This is a genomic window from Streptomyces sp. NPDC008092 (assembly GCF_042957285.1).
Classification (GTDB): domain Bacteria; phylum Actinomycetota; class Actinomycetes; order Streptomycetales; family Streptomycetaceae; genus Streptomyces.
In genome coordinates, this window is the sequence record NZ_JBIBHY010000007.1 from 426,457 (window position 1) to 450,843 (window position 24,387).

Consider the following 24,387-nt stretch of genomic DNA (forward strand, 5'->3'; position numbering starts at 1 on the left):
CACCCCCTTTGAAGACTGCGACTGCTGACCTGCTCGCTCCTCTCGACCTGGCGTTCTGGAACATCGAGTCCGAACAACACCCGATGCACCTCGGCGCGCTCGGGGTGTTCTCGGCGCACTCGCCGACGGCCGGCGCGCACGCCGCCGACCTGCTCGCGGCCCGGGCCGTCGCCGTGCCCGGACTGCGCATGCGCATCAGGGACGTCTGGCAGCCGCTCGCGTTCGGCAGCGCCGCCCGCGAGGCCGACCCGGACTTCGACCCCCTGAACCACGTCCGGCTGCACGCCCCGACCGCCGACTTCCAGACCGTCGCCGGCCGGCTGATGGAGCGTCCGCTGGAGCGCGGCCGGCCGCCGTGGGAGGCGCATGTGCTGCCCGGCGAGGACGGGGTGTCCTTCGCCGTGCTGTTCAAGTTCCACCACGCCCTCGCCGACGGACTGCGCGCCCTCAAGCTGGCCGCAGGCGTCATGGACCCGCTCGACCTGCCGGTGCGCGCCCCCCGCTCGATCGAGCCGCCGCGCCCGATGCTGGCGCTGCCCGACGTGCGCAGGCTGCCCGAGCTGGTCCGCGGCGCCCTCTCCGACGTGGGCCGGGCCCTCGACATCGGTGCCTCGGTCGCCCTGTCCGCCCTCGGGGTGAGCTCGTCGGCCGCCCTGAAGTCCGAGCCGACCGGTACCCGGAGCATCGCCGGCGTCGACCTCGACATCGACGACGTGCACCGTGTCCGCAAGGCCGTCGGCGGCACCGTCAACGACGTGCTGATCGCCGTCGTCGCCGGTGCCCTGCGCCGCTGGCTGGTCGAGCGCGGCGACGGCACCGAGGGCGTCGCCCCGCGTGCCCTGATCCCCGTCTCCAAGCGCCGCCCGCGCACCGTGGCCCCACAGGGCAACCGGCTCTCCGGGTACCTGATACGGCTCCCGGTCGACAACCCGGACCCGATCGCCCGCCTCGACCGCGTCCGCACGGCGATGGTCCGCAACAAGGACGCCGGCCCCAACCGGGGCGCCGGTGCCGTCGCCCTGCTCGCCGACCACGTGCCCGCGCTCGGGCACCGGCTCGGCGGGCCGCTCGTCGGCCAGGCCGCCCGGCTCTGGTTCGACATCCTGGTCACCAGCGTGCCGCTGCCCGGCGTCGGCCTGCGCCTCGGCGGCCACCCGCTCACCGCCGTCTACCCGCTGGCCCCGCTCGCGCCCGGCCAGTCCCTGGCGGTCGCCATCTCCACGTACCGCAACCACGTCCACTACGGCCTGGTCGCCGACGCGAGCGCCGTCCCCGACCTCGACGTGCTGGCCCGCGCGGTCACCGACGAGGTGGACTCGCTGATCGCGGTCTGCGATCCATGATCCGGTCGGGTTTGGAGGTATCGCCCGGCGCTCCGTAAAATTCCCGGTTCGAAAGCGGGCGCGAGTCGGAGCGCCGCTGGTGGACCAGGGAAGCGGCAGCACGATGACGGTGACACAGGACGGCCCGGCGGCCGAGGACGCGGTGCGGACCGTGGACGAGGCCGTGGACGGGGCCGTGGTCCACGGCCCCGGCATCGACCCGGAGCGGCTCGCCGTCTGCCTCGGCGTGCTCGCGGAGCTGGACGCACTGGAGGTCGACCACCCGGACGCCATCGCGGTGCGCCGGGCCACGGCCGGCGTCTACCGCACGGTCAAGCAGCGCCGCCGCCAGGAGCGCCGGGCCGCCAAGACCGCCCACGACAAGGCGGTCACCGAGGCCACCGCGACCGGCTCCGCCGAGCGCATCGACGACGAGACCGAGGGCCTGCTGCCCTCCTCCCGGACCGAGGAGGGCAGGGTCGCGGGGATACTCCAGCGCCCGCGGTCCTGCTACACCTGCAAGACCCGCTACGTCGAGGTCGACTACTTCTACCACCAGCTCTGTCCGGACTGCGCCCGGCTGAACCGCGCCAAGCGCGACGCCCGCGCCGACCTGACCGGCAAGCGCGCCCTGCTCACCGGCGGCCGCGCCAAGATCGGCATGTACATCGCGCTGCGGCTGCTGCGTGACGGAGCCCACACGACCATCACCACCCGCTTCCCGAAGGACGCCATCCGCCGGTTCAAGGCGATGGAGGACTCGGCGGACTGGCTGCACCGGCTGGAGGTCGTCGGCATCGACCTGCGCGACCCGGCGCAGGCCGTCGCCCTCGCGGAGCAGGTCGGCGCGGCGGGCCCGCTCGACATCCTGATCAACAACGCGACCCAGACCGTACGACGGCTGCCCGCCGCGTACGCGGCCCTGGTCGAGGGCGAGAGCGCCCCGCTGCCCGCCGGCGAGCTCCCCGCCCACCAGGTCATCGGCGCCTTCAACTCCGGAGCCGTCGACGGCCTCGCCGCGCTGCCGCTGGGTACCAGCGGCCTCGACGCGCAGCAGGTCGCCGACCTCGCCCTCGTCGCGGGCAACGCCAGCGTGGCCCGGCACCTCGACGGCACCGCCATCGACGCGGGCGGCCTCGTCCCCGACGTCGTCGACACCAACACGTGGGTGCAGACCATCGACCAGATCTCCCCGGTCGAACTGCTGGAGACCCAGCTCTGCAACTACACGTCGCCGTTCATCCTGATCAGCGCGCTCCGGCCGGCCATGGCCGCGGCCGCGAAGAAGGCGGCGCGCGGCCGGTCGTACGTCGTCAACGTCTCGGCGATGGAGGGCGTCTTCGGCCGCGGCTACAAGGGCGCCGGGCACCCCAACACCAACGCGGCCAAGGCCGCCATGAACATGGTCACGCGGACCAGCGCGGCGGAGATGTTCCAGACCGACGGCATCCTCATGACCTCCGTCGACACGGGGTGGATCACCGACGAGCGGCCGCACTTCGACAAGCTGCGGCTGGCCGAGGAGGGCTTCCACGCGCCGCTCGACCTTATCGACGGGGCGGCGCGCGTGTACGACCCGATCGTGCTCGGGGAGCAGGGCGAGGACGTGTACGGGGTCTTCCTGAAGGACTACGCGCCGGGTAGGTGGTGAGTTTCGGCGGGTCGTGCGGGTGCGGGTGAGTGGGGGCTGGTCGCGCAGTTCCCCGCGCCCCTGGGCGTTGCGCCTGCGGCGTCGCGAGATGCTGCTGGTCGCGCCGACAGGGCGGCAGCCGCAGATCGGAACGGCCCCGCGTCCCCAGGGCACTGCTGCAGCCGCATGTCGGGAAGTCCTGCGCCCCTTCAGTCAGGGATACGCGCCGCTCGTACCCGGGTGCCGCCGTCCACCACCAGGTCTGCTCCCGTCACCCACTCCGCCGCGTCCGAGGCCAGCCACAGCACGGCCGCCGCCACGTCCTCCGGCTCGCCGATCCGCCCCAGCGGCAGCCCGGCGGCGATCTCCTGCTCGCGCGGCTCCCACATGAAGCGGGCCATCTCGGTGCGTACCAGACCCGGTGAGACCGAGTTCACCCGCACCCGGGGTGCCAGTTCGCCCGCCAGTTGCTGGGTCAGGTGCAGGAGCGCGGCCTTGCTGGTGCCGTAGGCACCCACGTGGGGGCCGACATGGGTCGCGCCCTCCGTGCAGATGTTGATCACCGAGCCGCCGTGCTCCCGCATCCAGCCGCGCCACGCGCACTGCGTCAGCCGCAGCGGGGCCTCCACGTTGACCGTGAACGCCTCCCGCCACAGCCCCAGGTCGGCGTCCATGAGCGGGCCGTAGGGGCGGTTGGTCGCCGCGTTGTTGACGAGGACGTCCAGCCGCCCGAACTCGGTCAGCGCCAGCCGGGTCAGCTCCCGGGCGTGCTCCGGCTCGGCGACGCTGCCGGCCAGGCCGACCCCGCCCAGCTCCGCGGCCGTGCGCCGCACCTCGTCCGGGTCCCGCGCGCTCACGCACACCAGCGCACCGGCCGCCGCGAGCGCCTCGGCGACCGCGCGCCCGATGCCGCGGGTGCCGCCGGTGACGACGGCCCCCCGGCCCCGGAGCCCGTACGACGTTCCGTACGATGACGTCATCGCCGTACCGTCTCATGACGGAACGTCAGTCGACAGCCCCCAGGCGGGAGTTGCGGGCGGCGACCAGTTCCAGGACGGTCCGCCAGTCCTCCAGGACGCCCGCGTCGAAGCCCGCCGTGCGGCTCTCCTCGTCCGCCTGGCGCAGGCGCAGTACGTCGTCGTCGGTGGTGGTGGTGCCGTTCGCGCGGACCAGGTGGTAGACGCGTTCCCCGAGCAGGTGGCGTACCGCGTGCGCGGCGCCGTCGGCGGGGCCGAGCAGTTCCTCGATGCCGTGCACCAGGCCCGCGACCTGGAGTTCCTTGTCGGCGGGGCGGCTGCGGCGCAGCAGTGCCGCGGTGCGCAGCGCGCGCTGGTGCCGGCAGGCGTACAGCAGATCCATCAGCTCCTCGACGCTGCGCAGCTCCATGCGTCAGTCCTTCCGCGAGACAGCCGTTGTCCTGCGCCATCGGATCATGTCGAGTTTTCGACCCGGCCAACGCAACCTGAACTGCACAGCCTGTGAAGGGGGTGACGGTCTACGTGTTCGAAGATGTGTTCGCATTCGCAGGCCGGGCGGGTGAGTCGTAAACGCGGCATTATGTTACGAACAGGTGCATTTAGAGGTCGCCGAAGTGCGTAGCGACTCGCGATAGTTACACCTTGTTTGCACTCCCTATCGAGCGGACCCCTGCTCATTTGGTTAATCTGTAGGGGACGGACAGCAACAAGGGGTCCCACCCACACCCACGGTCCGTCCCGGGACGAGCCTGTCGACAGCGGCCTGCTCTCTTGTGAGTTACCGGCGCCACCGCGTCCGAACTGGCCTTCCACCCAGACCCGAGCGGGCGCCCGGCACCGGAACGCAGACCGTCCGGCACGCCCCGAGGGTGACCGACACATAAGGAGTGCGCGGTGACACCGGAGAAGACGAATCGCGAGCAGCGCCCCAAGGAACGCACGGAGCGCGCGGGCAGCCGGCCCGGACAACTCGGCAGCCTCGACGTGTGGGCCCGGTCCGCCCCGATCCGCCTCGCGGGTTACGAGGAGGATCTCGCCGAGCCCCACATCCTGCCGAGCGTGGACTGACCGGCAGGTCGGTCCCGTCGCGATCGCCGACGCGCATGGGCGTGCGAGACTCACGCCCATGCTGATCAGAGAAGCCACCGCGGCCGACTGGCCGCAGATCTGGCCCTTCTGGCACCGGATCGTCGCCGCCGCCGAGACCTACGGATGGGACCCCGACACCTCGGAGCAGGCGGCCCGCGCACTGTGGATGAGCCCGGCCAAGCGTGTCTACGTCGCCGAGGACCCCACCGGAGCCGTCGTCGGCTCCGCCTACCTGACCCCCAACTACGGGGGGCCCGCGGCGGGCGTCGCCAACGCCGGCTTCATGGTCGACCCCGATCAGGGCGGCCGGGGCATCGGGCGGGCGCTGGCCGAGCACGTCCTCGCCGAGGCCCGGGCGCACGGCTACCGGGCGATGGTCTTCAACGCCGTCGTCGAGACCAACCCCGCCGTGGCCCTGTGGACCTCCCTCGGCTTCACGATCCTCGGCACGGTCCCGCAGGCCTTCGACCATCCGAAGCACGGACCGGTCGGCCTGCACATCATGTACCGCGCCCTGTGACCTATCCGAGCAGCGCCTCGGACACGTGCCACAGCCGGGCCGCGTTGTCCCGGTCCAGGGCGTACGGCGCGACCCCGCCGACGGCACCCGCCCGCCCGGTGACCGGCTCGGCCTGCGCGCAGTCCTCGAAGTAGCGGCCGCTGACGCCCGCCACGGTCGGCGAGCCGGCCAGCAGCACCGAGGTCGCGGCGCCCTGCGCCACCGTCTTCTGCGGCGGCAGCGCGATCTCGCCCGAGGCGATGAACTCCTCGATCTGCCGCAGGTCCATGTGCCGGGCCAGGTTGGTGTCGGCGATGTTGCCCGGCATCAGGGCGTTGGCTGTGATGCCGTCGTCGGCCCAGCGCTCGGCCGCGGCGACAGCGAACAGGATGTTGGCGGTCTTCGACTGGCCGTAGGAGGTCCACGGGTCGTAGGGGCGGAACCGGTAGTCCAGGTCGTCGAAGACGACGGGGGAGAAGAGATGGCCGGTGGAGCTGACCGAGACGATCCGGGCGCCGCCGGCCGCCGCCAGCGCCCGGTGCAGGCCGGTGGTGAGGGCGAAGTGCCCCAGGTGGTTGACGCCGAACTGCTGCTCGCGGCCGTCGGAGGTGCGGGTGACCTGCTGCGGGGCCATCACACCGGCGTTGTTGACCAGGATGTGCAGCGGGCCCTGCCAGCCGGCCACGAAGGCCGCGACGGTCGACCGGTCGGCGAGGTCGAGCCGCCCCACGGTCAACTCGCCCGACCCGGACGGCAGTTCCGCCGCCAGGCGGGCCGCCGTGCGGTCGCCGGCCTCGGTGTTGCGTACGGCCAGGGTGACGTCGGCGCCGGCCGAGGCGAGCGCCCGGGCCGTCTCCACGCCGATGCCGGAGCTGGCTCCGGTCACCACGGCCCGTCGGCCGTGCAGGTCCACGCCGTCGATGACCTCGGCGGCGGTGGTGGTGGCGCCGAAGGCGCTCGTGGTCGGGGGTACGGACATGAGAGGTGTCTCCTGTGGATGTGTGGGGGGTGCGGCCGGGGTGCGCCCCGGCCTGATCACCGGGAGGAGGCCCGCGAGTCGCCGACGGCGATCCGGGACCGGCCCTCCGCGGGCGGGGACGGCGGCGGTCAGCCGTTCAGGGTCCCCATGTGCTCCGGCGCGTACCGCTCGCCGGTGACCACGCCGTGCGGGGCGACCGCCTCGACGGCGGCGAGGTCCTCCGCGGTGAGGGTGATCCCGGTGGCGGCGATGTTCTCCTCCAGGTAGCGGCGGCGCTTGGTGCCGGGGATGGCGACCGCGCCCTGCCGCTGGACCCAGGCGAGGGCCAGCTGGGAGGGGGTGACGCCCTTGCCGGCGGCGAGCCGGCGGACCTCGCGGACCACGTCGAGGTTGCGCCGGAAGTTCTCGCCCTGGAAGCGCGGGTCGGTACGGCGCCAGTCGTCGGCGGCGAAGTCGTCGGGGCTGGTGATCGCGCCGGACAGGAAGCCGCGCCCCAGCGGGGAGTAGGCGACCAGGCCGATGTTCAGCTCCCGGAGGGTGTCCAGGACGCCGTCGTGCTCGATGCCGCGCTCGAAGAGGGAGTACTCGGTCTGCAGGGCGGCGACCGGGTGGACCGCGTGGGCCCGCCGGATGGTGTCCGCGGAGGCCTCGGAGAGACCGATGTGCCGGATCTTGCCCTCGGCGACCAACTCGGCCAGCGCGCCCACGGTCTCCTCGATCGGCACCCCGGGGTCGATGCGGTGCAGGTAGTAGAGGTCGACGTGGTCGGTGCCGAGGTGGCGCAGCGACCGGTCGAGGGCGTGCCGCACGTACTTCGGCGTGCCGTTCAGGCCGACCACCCGGCCGTCGTCGGTGATCTCCACGCCGGTCTTGGTGGCGACCACGGCGGACTCCCGGCGCCCGGCCAGTGCCTTGCCGAGCAGCTGCTCGTTGACGAAGGGGCCGTAGCTCTCGGCGGTGTCCAGCAGGGTGACGCCGAGCTCCAGCGCCCGGTCGACGGTGGCCAGCGACTCGGTCTCGTCGGTGGCGCCGTAGAAGGCGCTCATGCCCATGAGGCCGAGGCCCTGGACGCCGACGGTCAGGCCCTGGCCGCCCAGTGCGCGCTGTTCCATGGGGTTCCTCGATTCCATAACTAACTGGATAGATACCTTGACCGTAACCCCGGCCTCCGGTCATGTCAATAACTAGATAGTTACTTGGTAGGGTAGTGGTCATGTCACGGGATTCCAGCGCCACCAAGGCCCGGCTGCTCGACGCGGCCTTCAGCGAATTCGCCGCCTACGGCATCGCCGGTGCCCGGGTGGACCGGATCGCCGAGGCCGCGGGGGCCAACAAGCGGCTGATCTACGTCTATTTCGGCAACAAGGAGCAGCTCTTCGACGAGGTGCTGACGCGGGCGATGACGGCGGGTGCGGAGTCCGTACCGTTCGACGTCGAGGACCTGCCCGGATACGCCGGCGCGATCTTCGACCATCTGGTCGCCCGGCCGGACCTGATGCGCCTGCGACTGTGGAAGCTGCTGGAGCGCCCCTCCGCCACCGGACTCGAACAGGACGCGTTCCGGAACAAGGCGGCCCTGGTGGCCGAGGCGCAGCAGCGCGGCGACCTCGACGCGGCCATGGCCCCCGACGACCTCCTGACCATGGTGCTGGCCGCGGCCCAGGCCTGGTTCTGGGCCGCCGAGGGCGTCGACCCCAAGGAGGCCGGCGAGTCCTGGCCTGCGGAGCGGCTCGCCCTGCACCGCGCGGCGGTCGTGGAGACGGCCCGCCGGATGACCGAGCCGAAGCGGTCGTAGCCGCTCCGGGAGCACTTCCGGAGTACTTCCAGAGGCACTCCCAGGGACACCACGAGCCGCAGAAATCCCGTGAACCACGCAACCGTGGTGCCCGTAGCCTCCTCTGCCTGATTCTTCGCGAGGCGGAGGAACCTCATGCTGTCCCCTGACAAGAACACCGTGTTGACCAGCTTCGGCCCCCGACGTACGCAAGGTCCGGCTCCTCGGCGAGGACCTGGCGCTCTTCCGGCAGGCGGACGGGAGCGTGCACGTGCTCGCCGACCGCTGTCCGCACCGCGGCGCCGCCCTGTCGCGAGCTGATCGCACAGCTGCCGGCCGACTCCCGGCTCGCCCTCCCGCACAGCCAGGTGCTGGACCTGAACGAACCGCTCGACGAGGCCGGTTTCCAGCACCTGCGCCGCAGCATCCAGGACCGCTACTCGATCAACCTGATCGTCCCCGCGGAGCAGGACTCCTGGGAGGCCGGGCTGCACCACGGCTTCAAGGGCATGCAGCTGGCGTGCCCGGCCGTCACGGCGGAGGCGCTGAAGGGCACGAACCCGGCCAGTGTGTTCTCCCGGTCCATGGAGGCTCACAACCAGGACAAGGTCAGCATGGCGCCGATCGCGGCCCGTGACGCGCGTACGGTCGTCGGGCTGGTGGAGGAGGTCGTGGCGATCCACCTGCTCACCGCCTGCCAGGCGCTGGACCTGCGCGGGGCCGAGCTCATGGCGTCGCGGACCCGGGCCGCGTACGAGCTGGTCCGGGCCCGCGCGCCGTTCGTCGGCACCGACCGGCGGATGGACGCGGACATCGCGGCCGTGGTGGACCTGATCCGCTCGGGCGCCTTCGGCGAACTGCTCACCCCCTGAGGCAGCGCCCCTTTGGAGCGCTGGGGGTACCGCCGGCCGAAGGCCGGGGGAGGAACTGCGCGACCGGCCACGACGGTGCCGCGGACGGCCGACGGCCCGCCTCGGCACCTCGGGCGGCGAGCTCAGCCGACCGGCGCCACCCGCTGCCACGGCCGCAGCGTCTCCAGCTGCTGGGCCACCTCCAGCAGGACCGCCTCCGACCCCGGCCGGCCCACCAGCTGTACGGCGCAGGGCGCGCCCGAGGGCAGGGTGCCGAACGGGACCGACATCGCCGGCCAGCCGGTGAGGTTCCAGGCCGGGGTCAGGGGGGAGTAGTTGGAACCGGCCAGGGCGTTGCGGAACCAGCCCCGCTCGTGCCAGGGGGCCGCCTTCGGGGCGTGCCGGGCCAGGGCCGGGGTGAGCAGCACGTCGTACTCGGCGAAGAACGGGGCGAGCCGGGCGCGCAGCCGCTCGCGGGCGTCGCCCACCTGCACCCCGTGCAGGAAGCGGCGCCCGATGGCCGCGTGCACCCGGGTCCGCCGGGCCAGCAGGGCGGGGTCCAGGCCGGCCGCGTCCACGGCCGTCCCGGCGGTCCAGTGCCGGATCGCGGTGACACCGATCGACGCCGGGTACGGCGGCTCGGCGCGACGCACCTCGTGTCCGGTGCCGGCCAGCAGCCCGGCCGCCTCCGTCGCCGCGTTCGTATACGGTCTGCTGACGGTCACGCCGACCAGCGGGCTGCGCAGCGAGACGGCGATCTTCCGCGGGGTGCGCTGTCCGGCGCCCCCGAACTCCTTCTCCGCCAGTACCGAGAGCATCAGCCGGGCGTCCGCCACGGTGGTCGCCAGCGGCCCGTTCTCCGACATGCCGAACCAGTCGCCGTTGCCGATCCCGGCCGGCACCACGCCGAACCCCGGCTTGATGGTGACCAGACCGCAGTTGGCCGCGGGGATCCGCAGCGAGCCCATGCCGTCGTTGCCGAGGGCGAGCGGCGCCAGCCCGGCGGCGACCGCGGCTGCGCTGCCGCCGGAGGAGCCGCCCGCGCTGCGCCCGGTGTCCCACGGGTTGCGGGTGATGCCGTGAGCGCCCTCGGTGGTGCCGAAGACGCACAGCTCGGGCACGTTGGTCAGCCCGATGACCACCGCGCCCGCCGCCCGCAGCCGTGCCACGGTGACATGGTCCGCGTCGGCGGGCGTGTCCGGCATCGCGGCCGAACCGTCCAGGTGTGCCTCGCCGCGCACGGCCAGATTGTCCTTCACCGCCAACGGCACCCCGGCGAGGGGGAGTTCGGCGAGGTCGGCGCGGGCCGCGACCTCGTCCGCCTCGGCCGCCGCCTCCGCCCGAACCTTGCGGAACGCGCCGATCCGCCCGTCCAGCCGGGCGATCCGCTCCAGGTGCGCGGTCACCACCTCCCGGGGAGTGACCCGCTTCTCGCGTACGGCGGCGGCGATCTCGGCGGCGGTCCGGCCGGTCCAGTCGGTCACGGGCGCTCCTCGGGGTGCGGGAATGCTGCTTACTCGTCGGTACGAAAGGGCACTCTGCCCGGCCGCGGGCGCCACGTCGAGAGTCCCGGCCGCTGCTCCTGCCGGCCGGGTCCGCCGCGCGGCGGCCGGTGGTACCGGTGTGCTCTCCGCAGGTCATCCGATCACTGGGTCAACTCCCGTTCATGCACGCCCCATTGACAGGTCTCTGGGCCCGCTCAATCATCAGACATCCGATGAATGGAGCCGCGCAATGAGCATGTCTCCTTTTCCGAGACGCCAGGCCCTGGGGATCGCGGCGGGCACCGCCGCGGCGGCCGCCCTGCCCCTGGCCGTACCCGCCCGGGCGCACGCCGCCGGGGCGGCCGACGCACAGGCCGAAGCGGGGGCCGAAGCGGGGGCCGAGTCGACCTGGGTACCCGTCCCCGACCCCGTGCCCGTACCGCTCGACTCCCTCTATGACAACGATGGCATCGACACGGCAGCCGCCCGGGGCGGTGACTTCGACGGCTCCGGCTACACGTTCCCGGGCGAGGAACTCCCGGCCGGCCGCGTCGAGGTCGACGGCATCCCCTTCGACTTCCCGGCCGCCACGGCGGGCGCCGGGAACAACGTCGTCGCGCTGGGCCAGCGCCTGGACCTCCCCAAGGGCCGCTACCTGTCGGCCCTCTTCCTCACCGCCGGCAGCTACGGCAACGCCTCCGGCACGGCCACCGTCCACTACGCCGACGGCACGACCAGCACCGGCGGCCTGAGCGGCGGCGACTGGTACTCGGTGGGCGGGCCCCTGTCGGCGCCGTACCGCTACCAGCCGGACGGCGGCAAGGACGCGCACAGCGTCGGGATCGGCACCTCCGAGGTGTGGATCGACCCGCAGCGTGAGGCCGTCGCCCTCACCCTGCCGGTCACCAACCCGGCACAGGCCGGCAGGACCGCCCTGCACGTCTTCGCGCTCTCCCTCCAGCCCGTCGCCCAGGGACGGGCGCTGGCCCTGCGCGACTCCCGGTCCACCAGTTCCCTGCTCGACGCCACCGGCGCCCAGAGCGTCGAGGCCACCGTCGTCAACGCGGGCACCGTCGCGATCCTGGCCGACGACGCGGTGTCCGTACGCGTCGACGTCCCCGGCGCCCGCACCGTGCAGCCGGCCCGCATCCGCCGCCTCGACCCCGGCGAACAGGCCCGCGTCCGCGTCGGCATCCGCAACCGCACGGGCACCGCGCCCGGCACCGAGCAGGACGGCACGGTCACCGTCCACGGCCGCGGCACCCAGGTCGCGGCGAACCGGCGCACACTGACGCTCGGCACCGCCGACTACCAGCCCACCGAGACCTCGTTGGCCGGTCACCGGGCGCCCTACTGGTTCAACGACGCCAAGTTCGGCATCTTCATCCACTGGGGCGTCTACTCGGTGCCGGCCTGGGCACCGGTCGGGGTGCAGTACGCCGAGTGGTACTGGGACCAGATGCAGGACCCGAACAACCCGACGTACGCCTACCACCGGGACACCTACGGCGCGGACTTCGCCTACGACGACTTCATCCCGCGCTTCACGGCCGAGAAGTTCGACCCGCGTGCCTGGGTGGAGCTGTTCCGGGACGCCGGAGCCCAGTACCATGTCCTGACCTCCAAGCACCACGAGGGCTTCGCCCTCTGGGACACCAAGGTCTCCGGCCGCAACGCCGTTCAACTGGGCCCGAAACGGGACCTGGTCAGGGAGCTGTTCGAGGCGTCCCGCAGGTACGCGCCCGAACTCCACCGCGGCCTGTACTTCTCCATGCCCGAGTGGTTCAACCCCGACAACCCCTGGATGGGCCACGCCCCGCGCAACCCGTACACGCTGGAGCCGCTGCCGTACACCGGGTACACCGCGGGCAAGGACTATGTGAGGGACTTCCAGGCCCCGCAGCTGCTCGAACTGATCCACGGCTACGACCCGGAGATCATCTGGTGCGACATCGGCGGCGCCAACGACAGCGTCCACGTCCTCGCCGAGTACTTCAACCACGCCAAGAACCGCGCCCGTCCCGTCGACGTGACCGTCAACGACCGCTCGGGCATCGGGTTCCACGACTACACCACGCCCGAGTACACGACGTACGCCGACACGGTCGTCGCCAAGTGGGAGGCCAGCCGGGGCCTGGACCCCCGCAGCTACGGCTACAACCGGGAGACCCCGGACGACGCCTACATGACCGCCGAGGAGGTCGTGCACAGCCTCGTCGACATCGTCTCCAAGAACGGCAACTTCCTCCTGGACATCGGCCCGCGCGCCGACGGCACCATCCCGGAGATCATGCAGACCCGGCTGCGCGAGACCGGCGCCTGGCTCGCCGTCAACGGCGAGGCGATCTACGGCACCACGTACTGGTCGCGCACGGCCCAGCTCGGCGACGACCTGAGGTTCACGGTCCGCCCGGACGAGGCCTTCTACATCCACTCCCTCACCCGGCCGGGGGCCAGGCTCACCGTCGAGGCCCCGGTACCGGTCCGGGCCGGCGACAAGGTGACCATGCTCGGCCACGGCCGGCCACTGACCTGGACCCTCACCAACGGGGCCCTGGTGATCGACGTGCCCGAGGCGGCTCGCAGGGCGGGCCGGCATGCGTGGGTGTTCAAGGTGGAGTGGCATGCGTGAGGTCAGGCACCGGCTGCCGCGGCTCCTCGGAGCCGTGGCAGCGCTGACCCTGCTGGCGGCGCCGACCTCGGCGGTGGCCCAGGAGCGGCAGGCGGCCCCGCCCGTCACCGTGCCCGCACTGACCGACTGGACTTCGGCACCGGGGAGTTACGCGTTCGGCGCCGGTACGCGTCTCGTCGCCTCGGACGTGGCCGGCCGCAGGGTCGCCCATACCCTCGCCGAGGACCTCCGGGCGGCCGGGCACGGCGTGGTCCCGGTCGCCGGAGGCGGCGCCACCCGCCCCGGTGACGTCGTCATCGACGTCCGCCCGTCGGCACGGCCCACGCTGGGCACCGAGGGCTACGAACTCGCCGCCGGCCGACGGCTGTCGATCACCGGCGCGACCGAGACCGGCGCGTTCTACGGCACCCGCACCCTCCTCCAGCTCCTCGCCCGGGGCGACCGGATCCCCGCCGGGCACACGACCGACGTGCCGCGCTACCGCGAGCGGGGCGTCGGCGTCTGCGCCTGCTACATCCACGTCTCCCTGCCCTGGCTGGAGAACCTGGTCCGCGAGATGGCGTACCACAAGCTCAACCAGCTGCTCCTGGAGCTGAAGGTGAAGAGCGACGCCCATCCCGAGGCCGACACCTGGGGCTACTACACCAAGGACGAGATACGGCACCTCGTCGCCCTCGGCGACCGCTACCACGTCGAGATCATCCCGGAGATCAACTCCCCGGGCCACATGGACCCGTGGATCGAGAACCGCCCCGACCTGCAACTGACCGACTCCGACGGCAACAAGCAGCCCGCCCGGCTCGACGTCACCCGGCAGGCCGCCTTCGACTACTACACGAGCCTGATGGACGAGTACGCCCAGGTCTTCACCGCGAAGTCCTGGCACATGGGCGCCGACGAGTACATGCTCGGTTCCGACTACGCCAAGTACCCCCAGATGGCCGCCTACGCGCGGAGCAGGTACGGGCCGAACGCCACCCCGCAGGACGCCTACGTGGACTTCGTCAACCGCGTCCAGGCCTACGCGGCGGGCGAGGGACGGCACCTGCGCATCTGGAACGACGGCCTCACCGGCGCCAACACCGTCCCCGTCGCCGCCGGAACCACGGTCGAACACTGGCTGAACGTGGCGGTCAAACCGGGTCAGTTGATCGCCCAGGGCTACGCGGTGATGAACGCCTCGTACTCCCTCTACCTCGTCCGCGGCGGCTTCCACAGCGACACCGAGGCGCTGTACGACCGGAGCTGGGACCCGCGCTCCTTCGAGGGCGAGCAACTCGCCTCCGCCGACGGCATCACCGGCGCGAAGATCAGCCTCTGGCCGGACAACGGCAGCGGCGAGACGGAGAACGAGGTCGCCACTGAACTGTGGCCCGCCTTGCGCCACATCTCCCAGGCCACCTGGGGCGACCCGCATCCCGACGCCACCTACGCGGGTTTCACGGCGCGCGGTACGGAGGTCGGACACGCTCCGGGGTGGCGGGACCTGACGAAGGTGCCGGTGCCGGACGGGACGTACACCCTCCGGGCGGACGGGGTGTCCTACCGGGCGGAGGTCCGCCGCACCCCGGACGGCTACGCGACCCTGCGCAGCGCCGAAGGCTGCCTGGAGATACGCGGCGGCAAGCTCACGCTCAACGCCCCGCTCCAGCCCGGGGTGGCGGCGACCTGGGAGCCGTGCGACGGCCGGAACACCCTGCAGCGCTGGGAGCTGGCGCCCGAGGCGAACGGCTACCACCTGATCGACGCGATCACCCGCATGGCGCTGACCGTGACGGACGACGGCCGGGTGGTCCAGTACCCGCCCGACCAGCGCACCCCCGCCCTCTGGCACCTCTCCTGACCCGAGGAGCACGCCCATGGACCTCTCCAGACGCCTCTTCGTCACCTCGGCGGCGGCCGCGGCGATGACGGCCGGACTTCCGGCCCTCCCGGCCGCCGCCACCGCGGACACCGACCGCTCCCGTATCCCGGTCGGCCCCGACGACACCGCGGCCGACCTCGTCCGCAAGGCCTCCCAGGTCCGCCCCACCGCACGGCAGATCGCCTGGCAGGCCCTGGAGCGCACCGCCTTCCTGCACTTCGGCGTGAACACCTTCACCGGCCTGGAGTGGGGCACCGGCGACGAGGACCCGGACGTCTTCCAGCCCACCGGCCTCGACACCGACCAGTGGGCCCGCGCCCTGCGCGACGGCGGCTTCCGCCTCGCCATCCTCACCGTCAAGCACCACGACGGCTTCGTCCTCTACCCGTCCCGGTACACCGGCCACACGGTGGCGAGCAGCAGCTGGCGCGACGGCCGGGGCGACGTCCTGCGCTCCTTCGCGGACTCCATGCGCCGGTACGGCCTGAAGGTCGGCGTCTACCTCTCCCCGGCCGACGAGAACCAGTACCTGCACGGCGCCTACGCCAACGGCAGCGCGCGCTCGCCCCGCACGATCCCGACCCCGGTGACGGGCGACGACCGCTCCCCGTCCCGCTCCTTCACCCTGGACGCCACCGACTACGGCGCCCACATGCTCAACACCCTCTACGAGGTGCTCACCGAGTACGGCCCGGTGGACGAGGTCTGGTTCGACGGCGCCCAGGGCCACATCCCACCCGACAAGGTCGAGGACTACGACTGGGACAGCTGGTACACGCTGATCCGCTCCCTCGCCCCGGCCGCGGCGATCGCGGTCACCGGCCCCGACCTGCGCTGGGTCGGCAACGAGGGCGGGCTGGCGCGCGAGGACGAGTGGAGCGTCATCCCGGTCAAGGAGAACCAGTACGGCCGCACGGACTGGGCCCTGTCCTACGACACCGCCGACGAGGGCAGCCGGGCCGCGCTGGTCGCGGCCCACCCGAACACCGACTACCTCCAGTGGTGGCCGGCCGAGTGCGACGTCTCGATCCGGGACGGCTGGTTCTACCACGCCGGCCAACAGCCCAAGTCCGTCGACGAGCTGACGGAGATCTACTTCGGCTCGGTCGGCCGCAACGCCGTCCTGCTCCTGAACGTCCCGCCGGACACGGACGGCCTGCTGCACGCCACGGACGTGGCCCGGCTGCGCGAGTTCCGCGAGCGCGTGGACCGGGAACTGCCCGAGGACCTGACCCGTGGCGCACGGCGCTCGGTGACACCGGGCGGCGTGACCGTGGATCTGGGCCGGGAGCTGGAGGTGGACCGGGTCCGGCTGGCGGAGGACATCCGGTACGGGCAGCAGGCGGAGGGGTTCGTGGTCGAGGCGTACACGGACGCAGGATGGTCCCAGGTGGCCGCGGCCGGGACGGTCGGCGCGAGCAGGATCCTGCGGTTCGCCGGGCCGGTGCGGGGCCGAAGGTGGCGGGTGCGGGTCACGGGGGCGCGGGGGACGGTGCGGTTGGCGGAGTTCGCGCTGTTCCGGTCGGCGCTGAACAGCGCCCCGTAAGGGGCGCGGGGCTGCATCCGACATGCGGCGGCTTCGCCGCGTGGGCGCGACCAGCCCCCACCGGCCCGCCGTGAACGAACCGCCTGACCAGCGGAGCGCTCACCCACGGGCGGGTGCCGTAGAGCCCCGAACCGTCAGCCGGGGCACCGGCACCCGCACCGCCCGCGCCGCACCCCCGTCCAGCAGGGCCGTCAGTTCCCGGGCCGCCGTGCGGCCGAACTCCGTGCTGTCGCGGGAGAGGGCGGAGAGCCAGGGTTTGACCATGCGGCACAGGGCCGAGTCCTCCCAGGAGACGACGGAGACGTCGTCGGGGACGGAGTAGCCGAGTTCGGCCGCCGCCGCGACACCCGCCACGGCCATCACGTCGTTGTCGTAGATGAGGGCCGTCGGGGGCGGGGCCGCCCGCAGGACGCGGCGGGTGACGGCAGCGCCCTCGGCGTCGGAGTAGTCGGTGGTGACCGAGTGGACCTCGGACAGGCCGCGGCGGTCGGCCTCGGCGCGCAGGGTGCGGATCCGGCGCTGGGTGTGCGCGAGGCCGGGCAGGCCGGCGATGTGCACGATGCGCCGGTGGCCCAGCCGGGTCAGCTCGTCGACCACCGACGCCATCGCGGCCGCGTCGTCCGCCCAGACCGTGGACAGCCCGGGGTGGCGTTCGTCGGGTGCGCCGCCGATCACCACGGCGGGCAGGCCCAGTTCGTCGAGCAGGTCGGGGCGGGGGTCGTCGGCGCGGGGGTCGACGACCAGGACGCCGTCGACGCGGTGCTCCGCCCACCAGCGGCGGTACACCGCGCACTCGTCGGCCACGTCCTCCGCCATCTGGAAGAGCAGACCGAGATGGCGTTCGGCGAGCACCTCCTGGATGCCTGACACCAGTTGGAGGAAGAAGGAGTCCACGCCGAGCGAGTGCGCGGGACGGGCCAGGACGAAGCCGACGGTGGCCGCGCCCTCGCCGGAGAGGGCGCGGGCGGCCGTGCTGGGGCGCCAGCCGAGCTGCTCGGCCACCCGCTGCACCCGGGCCCTGGTCGTCTCGGAGACCCCTGGGCGGCCGTTGAGCGCGAAGGAGACCGCGCTCTCGGAGACGCCGGCGCGGCGCGCGACGTCCTTCATCGTCGGCCGGCGCGCGGGGATGCGTTTCTCCGCCAACTCACTTCCTCATTCGGTCTGGACGACGATCTGCTAATGCGCTTGAGTCCAAACACCCTAAAGCGTATTAGTGATCGACCGCAATACCCTCGTAACACCTTGCTGAGCAGGGGATTTGAGCCACTAATGACTTTAGCTCCGCCGAATCCATTGACGTGGTGCCAATACGGCGTGCAAGGTCTGGCGCGGCACCTCCGGCCGACCCCGCTGCAAAGGAGCAACGGACCATGCGTATCTCCCGCAGAGCCTTCGCGCTCGCCGCTGCCGCCGTCCTCGCCCTGCCGCTGAGCGCCTGCGGTTCCGGCGGGGACGACGGCGGTTCCACCGACGCCTCGGGCAAGGTCGAGGGCGACATCACCTTCCAGACCTGGAACCTGCGCGCCAACTTCAAGTCGTACTTCGACGGCCTGGTCTCGGACTTCGAGAAGAAGTACCCCGGCACCCATGTGAAGTGGATCGACCAGCCGGCCGAGGGCTACGCCGACAAGATCAGCGCGGACGCGGCCGGCGGCACGCTCCCCGACGTCGTCAACGTCTCCCCGGACCTGGTCGCCCCGCTCGCCAAGGCGGGCCTCGCCCTCGACCTCGACAAGGCGGCGGCCAAGTACAAGCCCGAGTACCTGGCGGGGGCTTGGGCCAGCCACCAGATACCGGGGACGAGCGGGACGTACGCCTTCCCCTGGTACCTGAACACCGGGCCGCTCTTCTACAACAAGACGCTGTTCGAACAGGCCGGACTCGATCCGGAGCAGCCGCCGAAGACGTACGACGAACTCTTCGCCGACGCCCTGAAGATGGCGCAGCAGAGCGGCGGCAAGGTCGCCACCCTCGCCAACGTCCCGACGATCGAGGACTTCGGGCGGTACGGCTCCCAGCTGATGAACAAGGCAGGAACCGGGTTCGCCTTCAACGACGCCAAGGGCGTCGAACTGCTCACCAAGTACAAGGAGCTGTACGACGCCAAGGCGCTCGACCCGCAGGCCCTGACCGCGACCCCCGAGTCCACCGGCAAGAAGTTCCTCACCGGGGCCGTCGCCATGAACCCCGGCAGCGCCCTCGACCTCGACAACTTCAAGAAGCAGGCACCGAACCTGTACAAGAACATCGGCATCACCGACCAGATCACCAGCACCGGGCACGTCAACATGTACGTGATGGGCGTGATGGTCAACTCCCGGACCAAACACACGGCGGCCGCCGTCGCCTTCGCGCACTTCGTGACCGACGCGCAGAACCAGATGTCCTTCGCCAAGAAGGTCGCCATCTTCCCGAGCACCGCCGGCTCCCTCGACGACCCGTACTTCACCAAGGAGGACGGCACCGACGAGACCCGGGTCCGCATCGCCGCCGCCAAGTCGCTGAAGAACGCGGTCAACTACACGCCCGTGCTGTTCAGCGACCAGATGAAGACCGCGCTGCGCAACGAGGTCGCCAGGACGCTGCAGGGGAAGCAGAGCCCCAGGACGGCCCTCGACAACGCTGTCAAGGCCTGCGACCGGCTGCTCCAGCAGGAGGGCTGAGGACCCGATGGCCGACGTGTCCCGCGTGCGGCGCCAACTGCCCACCAGCCCCTGGCTGTTCGCCGCCCCCGGGCTGCTGGTCGTCGGCGCCTTCGTGCTCTACCCGTTCGTCTCGACGGTGGTCAACTCCTTCACTGACCGCCGCACCCTGATCCCGGGCCGCTTCGTCGGCCTCGCCAACTTCCGTGAACTCATCCACGACGACATGTTCTGGACCGGCCTGCGCAACAGCACCCTGTACATCGTCGGGGTGGTACCCGCCCTCGTCGTCCTGCCGCTGCTGCTCGCCCTGCTGGTGCAGAAGAACATCCCCGGCATCACCTTCTTCCGGTCCGCCTTCTACACCCCGGTCGTCGCCTCGGTCGTGGTGGTCGGGCTCATCTGGGTGTGGCTGCTCGACGAACGCGGCCTCGTCAACTCGCTCCTGGAGACCGTCGGGATCGGCCGGGTCGGCTTCCTGAGCGACCAGTGGCTGCTCCTGCTGAGCGCCATGGCCGTCACGGTCTGGAAGGGCCTCGGCTACTACATGATCATCTATCTGGCGGCGCTCGCCAACGTGCCGCGCGAGCTGCACGAGGCCGCCGCCGTGGACGGCGCCGGAGCGGTCCGCCGCTTCCTCACCGTCACCGTGCCGGCCGTCCGCTCCACCATGGTGCTGGTCGCGGCGCTCTCCTCGGTCGCCGCCTTCAAGACGTTCTCCGAGGTCTACCTGCTGGCAGGCCCGGACGGCGGCCCGGCCGGCGAGGACACCACCCTCGTGATGCTCGTCCAGCAGACCGGCACCGGACTGACCGGCCGGGTCGGCTACGCCTCGGCGCTCTCCGTCGTCGTCTTCGTGGTGACGGTGGCGCTCATGCTCCTCGTGCTGCGCGCCGACCGGAGGGAGCGGACATGACCGTCACCGAGGAACGCGTGCGGACCGTGGCCCCGGCGAAGGAGGCGCGCGTCACCGACGAACACGGCCGGCGCATCAGGATCGGCGAACTGGTCCTGCGCTACGCCCTGCTGCTGCTCGTCCTGGCCCTCACCGTCGGCCCGTTCCTGTGGCAGCTCTCCACCTCGCTCAAGGGCCCGACCGAGGACATCTTCGGCTCGCCGCCCGGTTTCGTGCCCGAACACCCCACCCTGCACAACTACCGGCGGGTCGCCGACACCATCCCCGTCTGGGACTACGCCCTCAACTCCCTGAAGGTCGCGAGCGCGAGCGTGGTGACCAACTGCGTCGGCTCGGCACTCGCCGGGTACGCCCTGGCCCGGCTGCGCTACCGGGGCCGGCGGGTCGCCACCCTGGTCTTCATCCTCGCGATGCTCGTCCCGGTGGAGGGCATCATCATCGCCCAGTTCACCACCATGCGCGAACTCGGCCTCAACAACACCCTGATCGGGGTCGTCCTGCCCGGCTCGATCGGTGCCATGAACGTGCTGCTGATGCGCAACGCCTTCCTCAACCTGCCCTACGAGATCGAGGAGGCGGCCTACGTCGACGGCGCCAACGTCTGGCAGCGGTTCCTGCGGATCGCCCTGCCGTCGGTCAAGGGCACCGTCGCGGTCGTCGCGATCTTCGCCTTCATGGGCGCCTGGGACGACTTCCTGTGGCCCCTCATCGTGCTCAGCGATCCCTCCCGGTTCACGCTCACCATCGGCCTCAACTACCTGCACGGCACCTTCGCCAACGACGAACGCCTCGTCGCCGCCGGCACCGTGATCGCCGTCGCCCCGCTCATCGCCCTGTTCGCCTGCCTCCAGCGGTACTTCTTCCGGGGCGTCGGCGAGGGAGCCGTCAAGGGGTGACCCCCGTCCATCGCCAGCAAGGAATACGCATGCCTCCTGCCGTGCGCCTCGGCGTCAACTACACCCCCAGCGAAGGGTGGTTCCACCACTGGCTCGACTTCGACCTCGACTCGGTACGCGCCGACCTCGACTCGATCGCCGCGCTCGGACTCGACCACATCCGGGTCTTCCCGCTGTGGCCCTACTTCCAGCCCAACCGCACCCTGATCCGGCCGCGCGCCGTCGAACAGCTCCTCGCCCTCGCCGACGCGGCCGCGGAGCGCGGCCTGGACGTCAACGTCGACGGCCTGCAGGGGCACCTGAGCAGTTTCGACTTCCTGCCCGCCTGGACCCGCACCTGGCACCGGCGCAACCTCTTCACCGACCCGCAGGTCGTCGAGGGCGAGGCAGCCTACCTGCGCACCCTCGCCGCGGCCCTCGCGGACCGGCCCAACTTCATCGGGATGACCATCGGCAACGAGGTCAACCAGTTCGCCGCAGGACCGCACCCCGACCCCGACCGGGTCAGCGAGGCGGACGCGGAACAGTGGCTCGTACGGCTGCTGGCCGCCTGCGCCGAGGGCGCCCCCGGACGGCTGCACCTGCACGCCTCCTACGACGCCGCCTGGTACCAGGACGACCAGCCGTTCACCCCGGCCCACTCGGCCCGCCTCGGCGCGGTCACCGCCGTGCACTCCTGGGTGTTCGACGGCACCGCCCAGCGGCACGGCCGCACCGCCCCGCAGACCGAGCAGCACGCCGCGTACCTGGTCGAGCTGAGCAAGGCCTGGGCCGAGGAAGCGCACCGGCCCGTCTGGCTCCAGGAGGTGGGCGCGCCGGCACCGCTGATCCCCGCCGAGCACGCGGCCGCCTTCGCCGAGGCGACCATCGCCGCCGTACTGGACTGCCCCGACCTGTGGGGCATCACCTGGTGGTGCTCGCACGACGTCGGCCGGAACCTCGCCGACTTCCCCGAACTCGAATACGGTCTGGGCCTGTTGACCAACGACCGCAAGCCCAAGGACATCGCCCACGTCCTCGCGGCCGCCGAGCCCGTGACGGCGCGGCCGCGCTCCACCGCACTCGTCGTGCCCGCCGACCCGGCGCTGCGCTCCCGGAGCGCCCCCGGCGGACCCGTCTTCGACGCCTGGTTCCGGCTCGCCGCCGACGGCGCCCGCCCCACCACCGTCCTCGACACCCGCGCCGCCGACCGGGACCATCTCACCGCGCGCGGCATCACCGAAGTCGTCACTCCCGACCAGGTACTCCCCACCCCACAAGGAGGCACCCGCTCGTGAACCCCAGCAGACGCACCGTGCTCGTCGCCGCCACCGCGGCGGCCTTATTGCCCACCCCCGCCATGGCCGCGACCCCGAAGGCCGGCGCGGCCGCCGCCACGGCCACTCCGCCCTACGCGTCCTACTTCTACCCGGACTCGTTCCCCTCCGGCAGCCCGGGCACCGGCATCACCTGGCGCAGTCTGAAGACCTGGACCGCGGCCGGCGACACCGACCTCGCCTTCAACGCGGCCTCGGTGCCGCTCGCCGCCCGCTTCACCCCGACCCCCGCCAACACCACCGCCCGCTCCGGGCAGGCCCGCATCCAGGCCCTGGTGTCCTTCGGACCGACCTCCAGCAACCCCTCCCAGGGCTCGGCCACCGCCGACTACTACGCCCTCACCCACTGGGCGTACCTCGACGAACTGGTCTTCTGGGGCGGCTCGGCGGGCGAGGGGCTGATCCTCGCCCCGAACGCGCCGATCGTCGACGCCGCCCACCGGCACGGCGTGCCCGTCCTCGGCAACATCTTCCTGCCGCCCACCGCCTACGGCGGCCGGCTCCAGTGGACCCGCGACCTGGTCCAGACGGACTCCACCGGGCACTACCCCCTCGCGGCCCAGCTCGTCGCCCTCGCCGCCGCCTACGGCTTCGACGGCTGGTTCGTGAACGCCGAGACCGGCGGCGGCAACACCGCCCTCGGCACCTCGATGCTCGGCTTCGTCACCGAACTCAAGTCCCTCGCGGCAGCAGGGGGTCAGCGGGTCACCTGGTACGACGCGATGACCGTCAACGGCACCGTCAGCTGGCAGGGCGCGCTGAACAGCCAGAACCAGTCGTTCTTCCAGGCCGCCGACGACATGTTCGTCGACTTCCGGTGGAGTGCCTCGACCCTCGCCTCCTCGGGCACGAAGGCGGTCCAGCTCGGCCGCAGCCGCTACGAGTTGTGGGCCGGGGTCGACGTGGAGTCCAACGGCTCCAACACCTCCGTGAACTGGGACGCGATGGTGCCCAGCGGCTCGGCGCACATCACGTCCGTCGGCTTCTACCGGCCCGAGTGGACCCGCAACCACCTGCCCGCGAGCCGCACGCCCGGCGACTTCCACGCCGCCGACGACCGCTTCTGGACCGGCCGCTCACTGGACCCGTCCCAGCCGGACGCCACCGACCCCTGGCGGGCGCCGGCCGTGTCCGTGGCGGACCGGTCCACGGTGACGGCGGTCCCGTTCGCGAGCGTCTTCAACACCGGGCACGGGCTGCGCTGGTACGAGGACGGCGAGGTCACCTCGGACACGCCCTGGAACCACCTCGGCCTGCAGGACCGGCTCCCGTCCCGGCGCTGGGCGGTCCGGACGTCCGGCACCCGGCCGACCGTGACCTTCGACTTCGCGGACGCCTGGCGGGGCGGCAGCAGCGTGCTGGTGAACGGCGCCCTGGACCAGCCCGTGGTACTCGACCTCTACGCGGCCCGGCTCCCGGTCACGGCCCAGACGGTCGTCGAGCTGACGTACCGGACCGACGCCGGCGGCGTGGACGTCGAGCTGGCCGTCGCCACCGCCGAGCCGGGCACCGCCGGCGCGGCACCGCCGTACACCTATCTGCCGGTGGACTCGGGCGACGGCTGGTTGACCGCGACCGTCCCGCTGAGCGGCCTCTCCGGCACGGTCCACGCCCTCGGCGTCCGCCTCACGGCGACCGCGGGGCCGGTCGGGTGGCGGCTCGGCGGCATCGCCGTACGGGAGGGGGCGAGCAGCCCCGGGTCTCCCGCCAACCCGCAGATCACGGCGGCCGACGGCGGAGACCTGCGCCTCGCCTGGGACGCCGCGCCGGACAGCCCACGGCAGTACACCCTGCACCGCCTGCTGCCCGACGGCACCCGGCGCTTCCTGGGCGCCACCGGCCAGCGGGCCTATTTCCTGACCGGCCTCCAGCCGGAGCAGGGCGAGGCGACGGCACGGTTCGAAGTGCGTGCCGTAGGGGAGCTGTACACCTCGTCGGATCCCGTCACCGTCACGCACACCTGGTAACCG

General features: G+C 72.1%; 20 protein-coding genes and 1 pseudogene. 15 read left to right on the top strand and 6 right to left on the bottom strand.

Features of this window, described 5'->3' with window-relative positions:
• The first annotated feature begins 8 nt into the window (after positions 1-8).
• Together ACFZB3_RS24920 and ACFZB3_RS24925 are read left to right on the top strand one after the other, a co-directional pair.
• Entirely contained in the window at positions 9-1,343 is a 1,335-nt protein-coding gene (locus tag ACFZB3_RS24920; RefSeq protein WP_391378585.1) for a wax ester/triacylglycerol synthase family O-acyltransferase, read from the top strand.
• A 103-nt stretch (positions 1,344-1,446) separates the two neighbouring features.
• The gene (locus tag ACFZB3_RS24925; protein WP_391378587.1) at positions 1,447-2,973 is read left to right on the top strand and encodes an SDR family NAD(P)-dependent oxidoreductase; all 1,527 of its coding nucleotides are present in this window, start codon (positions 1,447-1,449) and stop codon (positions 2,971-2,973) included.
• A gap of 188 nt (positions 2,974-3,161) precedes the next feature.
• On the opposite strand, the gene ACFZB3_RS24930 is transcribed toward ACFZB3_RS24925, so the two are convergent.
• The gene (locus ACFZB3_RS24930; RefSeq protein WP_391378588.1) at positions 3,162-3,932 is read right to left on the bottom strand and encodes a glucose 1-dehydrogenase; all 771 of its coding nucleotides are present in this window, start codon (positions 3,930-3,932) and stop codon (positions 3,162-3,164) included.
• 25 nt (positions 3,933-3,957) lie between these two features.
• Complete coding sequence (locus tag ACFZB3_RS24935) at positions 3,958-4,338, bottom strand: hypothetical protein (protein WP_391378590.1); 381 nt, start codon at positions 4,336-4,338, stop codon at positions 3,958-3,960.
• 485 nt (positions 4,339-4,823) lie between these two features.
• Between ACFZB3_RS24935 and ACFZB3_RS24940 the strand changes: the two genes are divergently transcribed.
• Both ACFZB3_RS24940 and ACFZB3_RS24945 read left to right on the top strand, forming a co-directional pair.
• Positions 4,824-4,997 carry a hypothetical protein gene (locus ACFZB3_RS24940; RefSeq protein WP_189267454.1) on the top strand — a complete coding sequence of 58 codons (174 nt, stop codon included), beginning with the start codon at positions 4,824-4,826 and terminating at the stop codon, positions 4,995-4,997.
• Between the two features lie 58 nt (positions 4,998-5,055).
• Positions 5,056-5,538, top strand: coding sequence for a GNAT family N-acetyltransferase (locus tag ACFZB3_RS24945; RefSeq protein WP_391378593.1), 483 nt, complete (start codon positions 5,056-5,058; stop codon positions 5,536-5,538).
• A gap of 1 nt (position 5,539) precedes the next feature.
• Here the strand turns inward: ACFZB3_RS24945 and ACFZB3_RS24950 are convergent, their stop codons facing one another.
• Positions 5,540-6,496, bottom strand: a complete 957-nt coding sequence (locus tag ACFZB3_RS24950) for an SDR family NAD(P)-dependent oxidoreductase (protein WP_391378596.1) — start codon at positions 6,494-6,496, stop codon at positions 5,540-5,542.
• A 128-nt stretch (positions 6,497-6,624) separates the two neighbouring features.
• Positions 6,625-7,608: an aldo/keto reductase gene (locus ACFZB3_RS24955; protein WP_391378598.1), complete on the bottom strand. Its 984-nt coding sequence runs from the start codon at positions 7,606-7,608 to the stop codon at positions 6,625-6,627.
• A gap of 101 nt (positions 7,609-7,709) precedes the next feature.
• Between ACFZB3_RS24955 and ACFZB3_RS24960 the strand changes: the two genes are divergently transcribed.
• From ACFZB3_RS24960 to ACFZB3_RS24970, 3 genes and pseudogenes are all read left to right on the top strand, one after another.
• A complete protein-coding gene (locus ACFZB3_RS24960) occupies positions 7,710-8,291 on the top strand; it encodes a TetR family transcriptional regulator (protein ID WP_391378600.1) in 582 nt (193 codons plus the stop codon).
• A gap of 193 nt (positions 8,292-8,484) precedes the next feature.
• Positions 8,485-8,583: pseudogene (locus ACFZB3_RS24965) on the top strand (Rieske 2Fe-2S domain-containing protein); the annotation flags it as partial.
• A gap of 55 nt (positions 8,584-8,638) precedes the next feature.
• Positions 8,639-9,142, top strand: a complete 504-nt coding sequence (locus tag ACFZB3_RS24970) for an aromatic amino acid lyase (RefSeq protein ID WP_391378602.1) — start codon at positions 8,639-8,641, stop codon at positions 9,140-9,142.
• Positions 9,143-9,264: 122 nt separating this feature from the next.
• On the opposite strand, the gene ACFZB3_RS24975 is transcribed toward ACFZB3_RS24970, so the two are convergent.
• Entirely contained in the window at positions 9,265-10,605 is a 1,341-nt protein-coding gene (locus ACFZB3_RS24975; protein ID WP_391378604.1) for an amidase family protein, read from the bottom strand.
• 256 nt (positions 10,606-10,861) lie between these two features.
• Between ACFZB3_RS24975 and ACFZB3_RS24980 the strand changes: the two genes are divergently transcribed.
• From ACFZB3_RS24980 to ACFZB3_RS24990, 3 genes are read left to right on the top strand one after another with little or no spacing between them, the layout of a single operon-like run.
• Positions 10,862-13,237, top strand: coding sequence for an alpha-L-fucosidase (locus tag ACFZB3_RS24980; protein ID WP_391378880.1), 2,376 nt, complete (start codon positions 10,862-10,864; stop codon positions 13,235-13,237).
• Complete coding sequence (locus ACFZB3_RS24985; RefSeq protein ID WP_391378606.1) at positions 13,230-15,080, top strand: family 20 glycosylhydrolase; 1,851 nt, start codon at positions 13,230-13,232, stop codon at positions 15,078-15,080. Before ACFZB3_RS24980 ends, ACFZB3_RS24985 begins: the two co-directional genes overlap by 8 nt.
• Positions 15,081-15,096: 16 nt before the next feature.
• Positions 15,097-16,647, top strand: coding sequence for an alpha-L-fucosidase (locus ACFZB3_RS24990; protein WP_391378608.1), 1,551 nt, complete (start codon positions 15,097-15,099; stop codon positions 16,645-16,647).
• Between the two features lie 99 nt (positions 16,648-16,746).
• Here ACFZB3_RS24990 and ACFZB3_RS24995 read toward each other — a convergent pair whose 3' ends face one another.
• A complete protein-coding gene (locus ACFZB3_RS24995; protein WP_391378882.1) occupies positions 16,747-17,754 on the bottom strand; it encodes a substrate-binding domain-containing protein in 1,008 nt (335 codons plus the stop codon).
• A 263-nt stretch (positions 17,755-18,017) separates the two neighbouring features.
• On the opposite strand from ACFZB3_RS24995, the gene ACFZB3_RS25000 reads away from it, so the two are divergent.
• The 5 genes from ACFZB3_RS25000 to ACFZB3_RS25020 are packed head-to-tail and all read left to right on the top strand — an operon-like array spanning position 18,018 to position 24,384.
• The gene (locus ACFZB3_RS25000) at positions 18,018-19,310 is read left to right on the top strand and encodes an extracellular solute-binding protein (protein ID WP_391378611.1); all 1,293 of its coding nucleotides are present in this window, start codon (positions 18,018-18,020) and stop codon (positions 19,308-19,310) included.
• 7 nt (positions 19,311-19,317) lie between these two features.
• Positions 19,318-20,205 (top strand): ABC transporter permease subunit, encoded by an 888-nt coding sequence (locus ACFZB3_RS25005; protein ID WP_391378613.1) that lies wholly within the window; start codon positions 19,318-19,320, stop codon positions 20,203-20,205.
• Positions 20,202-21,101, top strand: a complete 900-nt coding sequence (locus ACFZB3_RS25010; protein WP_391378616.1) for an ABC transporter permease subunit — start codon at positions 20,202-20,204, stop codon at positions 21,099-21,101. The genes ACFZB3_RS25005 and ACFZB3_RS25010 overlap by 4 nt, the downstream gene beginning before the upstream one ends.
• 29 nt (positions 21,102-21,130) lie before the next feature.
• Entirely contained in the window at positions 21,131-22,378 is a 1,248-nt protein-coding gene (locus ACFZB3_RS25015) for a glycosyl hydrolase (RefSeq protein ID WP_391378618.1), read from the top strand.
• Positions 22,375-24,384, top strand: coding sequence for an endo-beta-N-acetylglucosaminidase (locus ACFZB3_RS25020; RefSeq protein WP_391378620.1), 2,010 nt, complete (start codon positions 22,375-22,377; stop codon positions 24,382-24,384). Before ACFZB3_RS25015 ends, ACFZB3_RS25020 begins: the two co-directional genes overlap by 4 nt.
• Positions 24,385-24,387 lie beyond the last annotated feature (3 nt).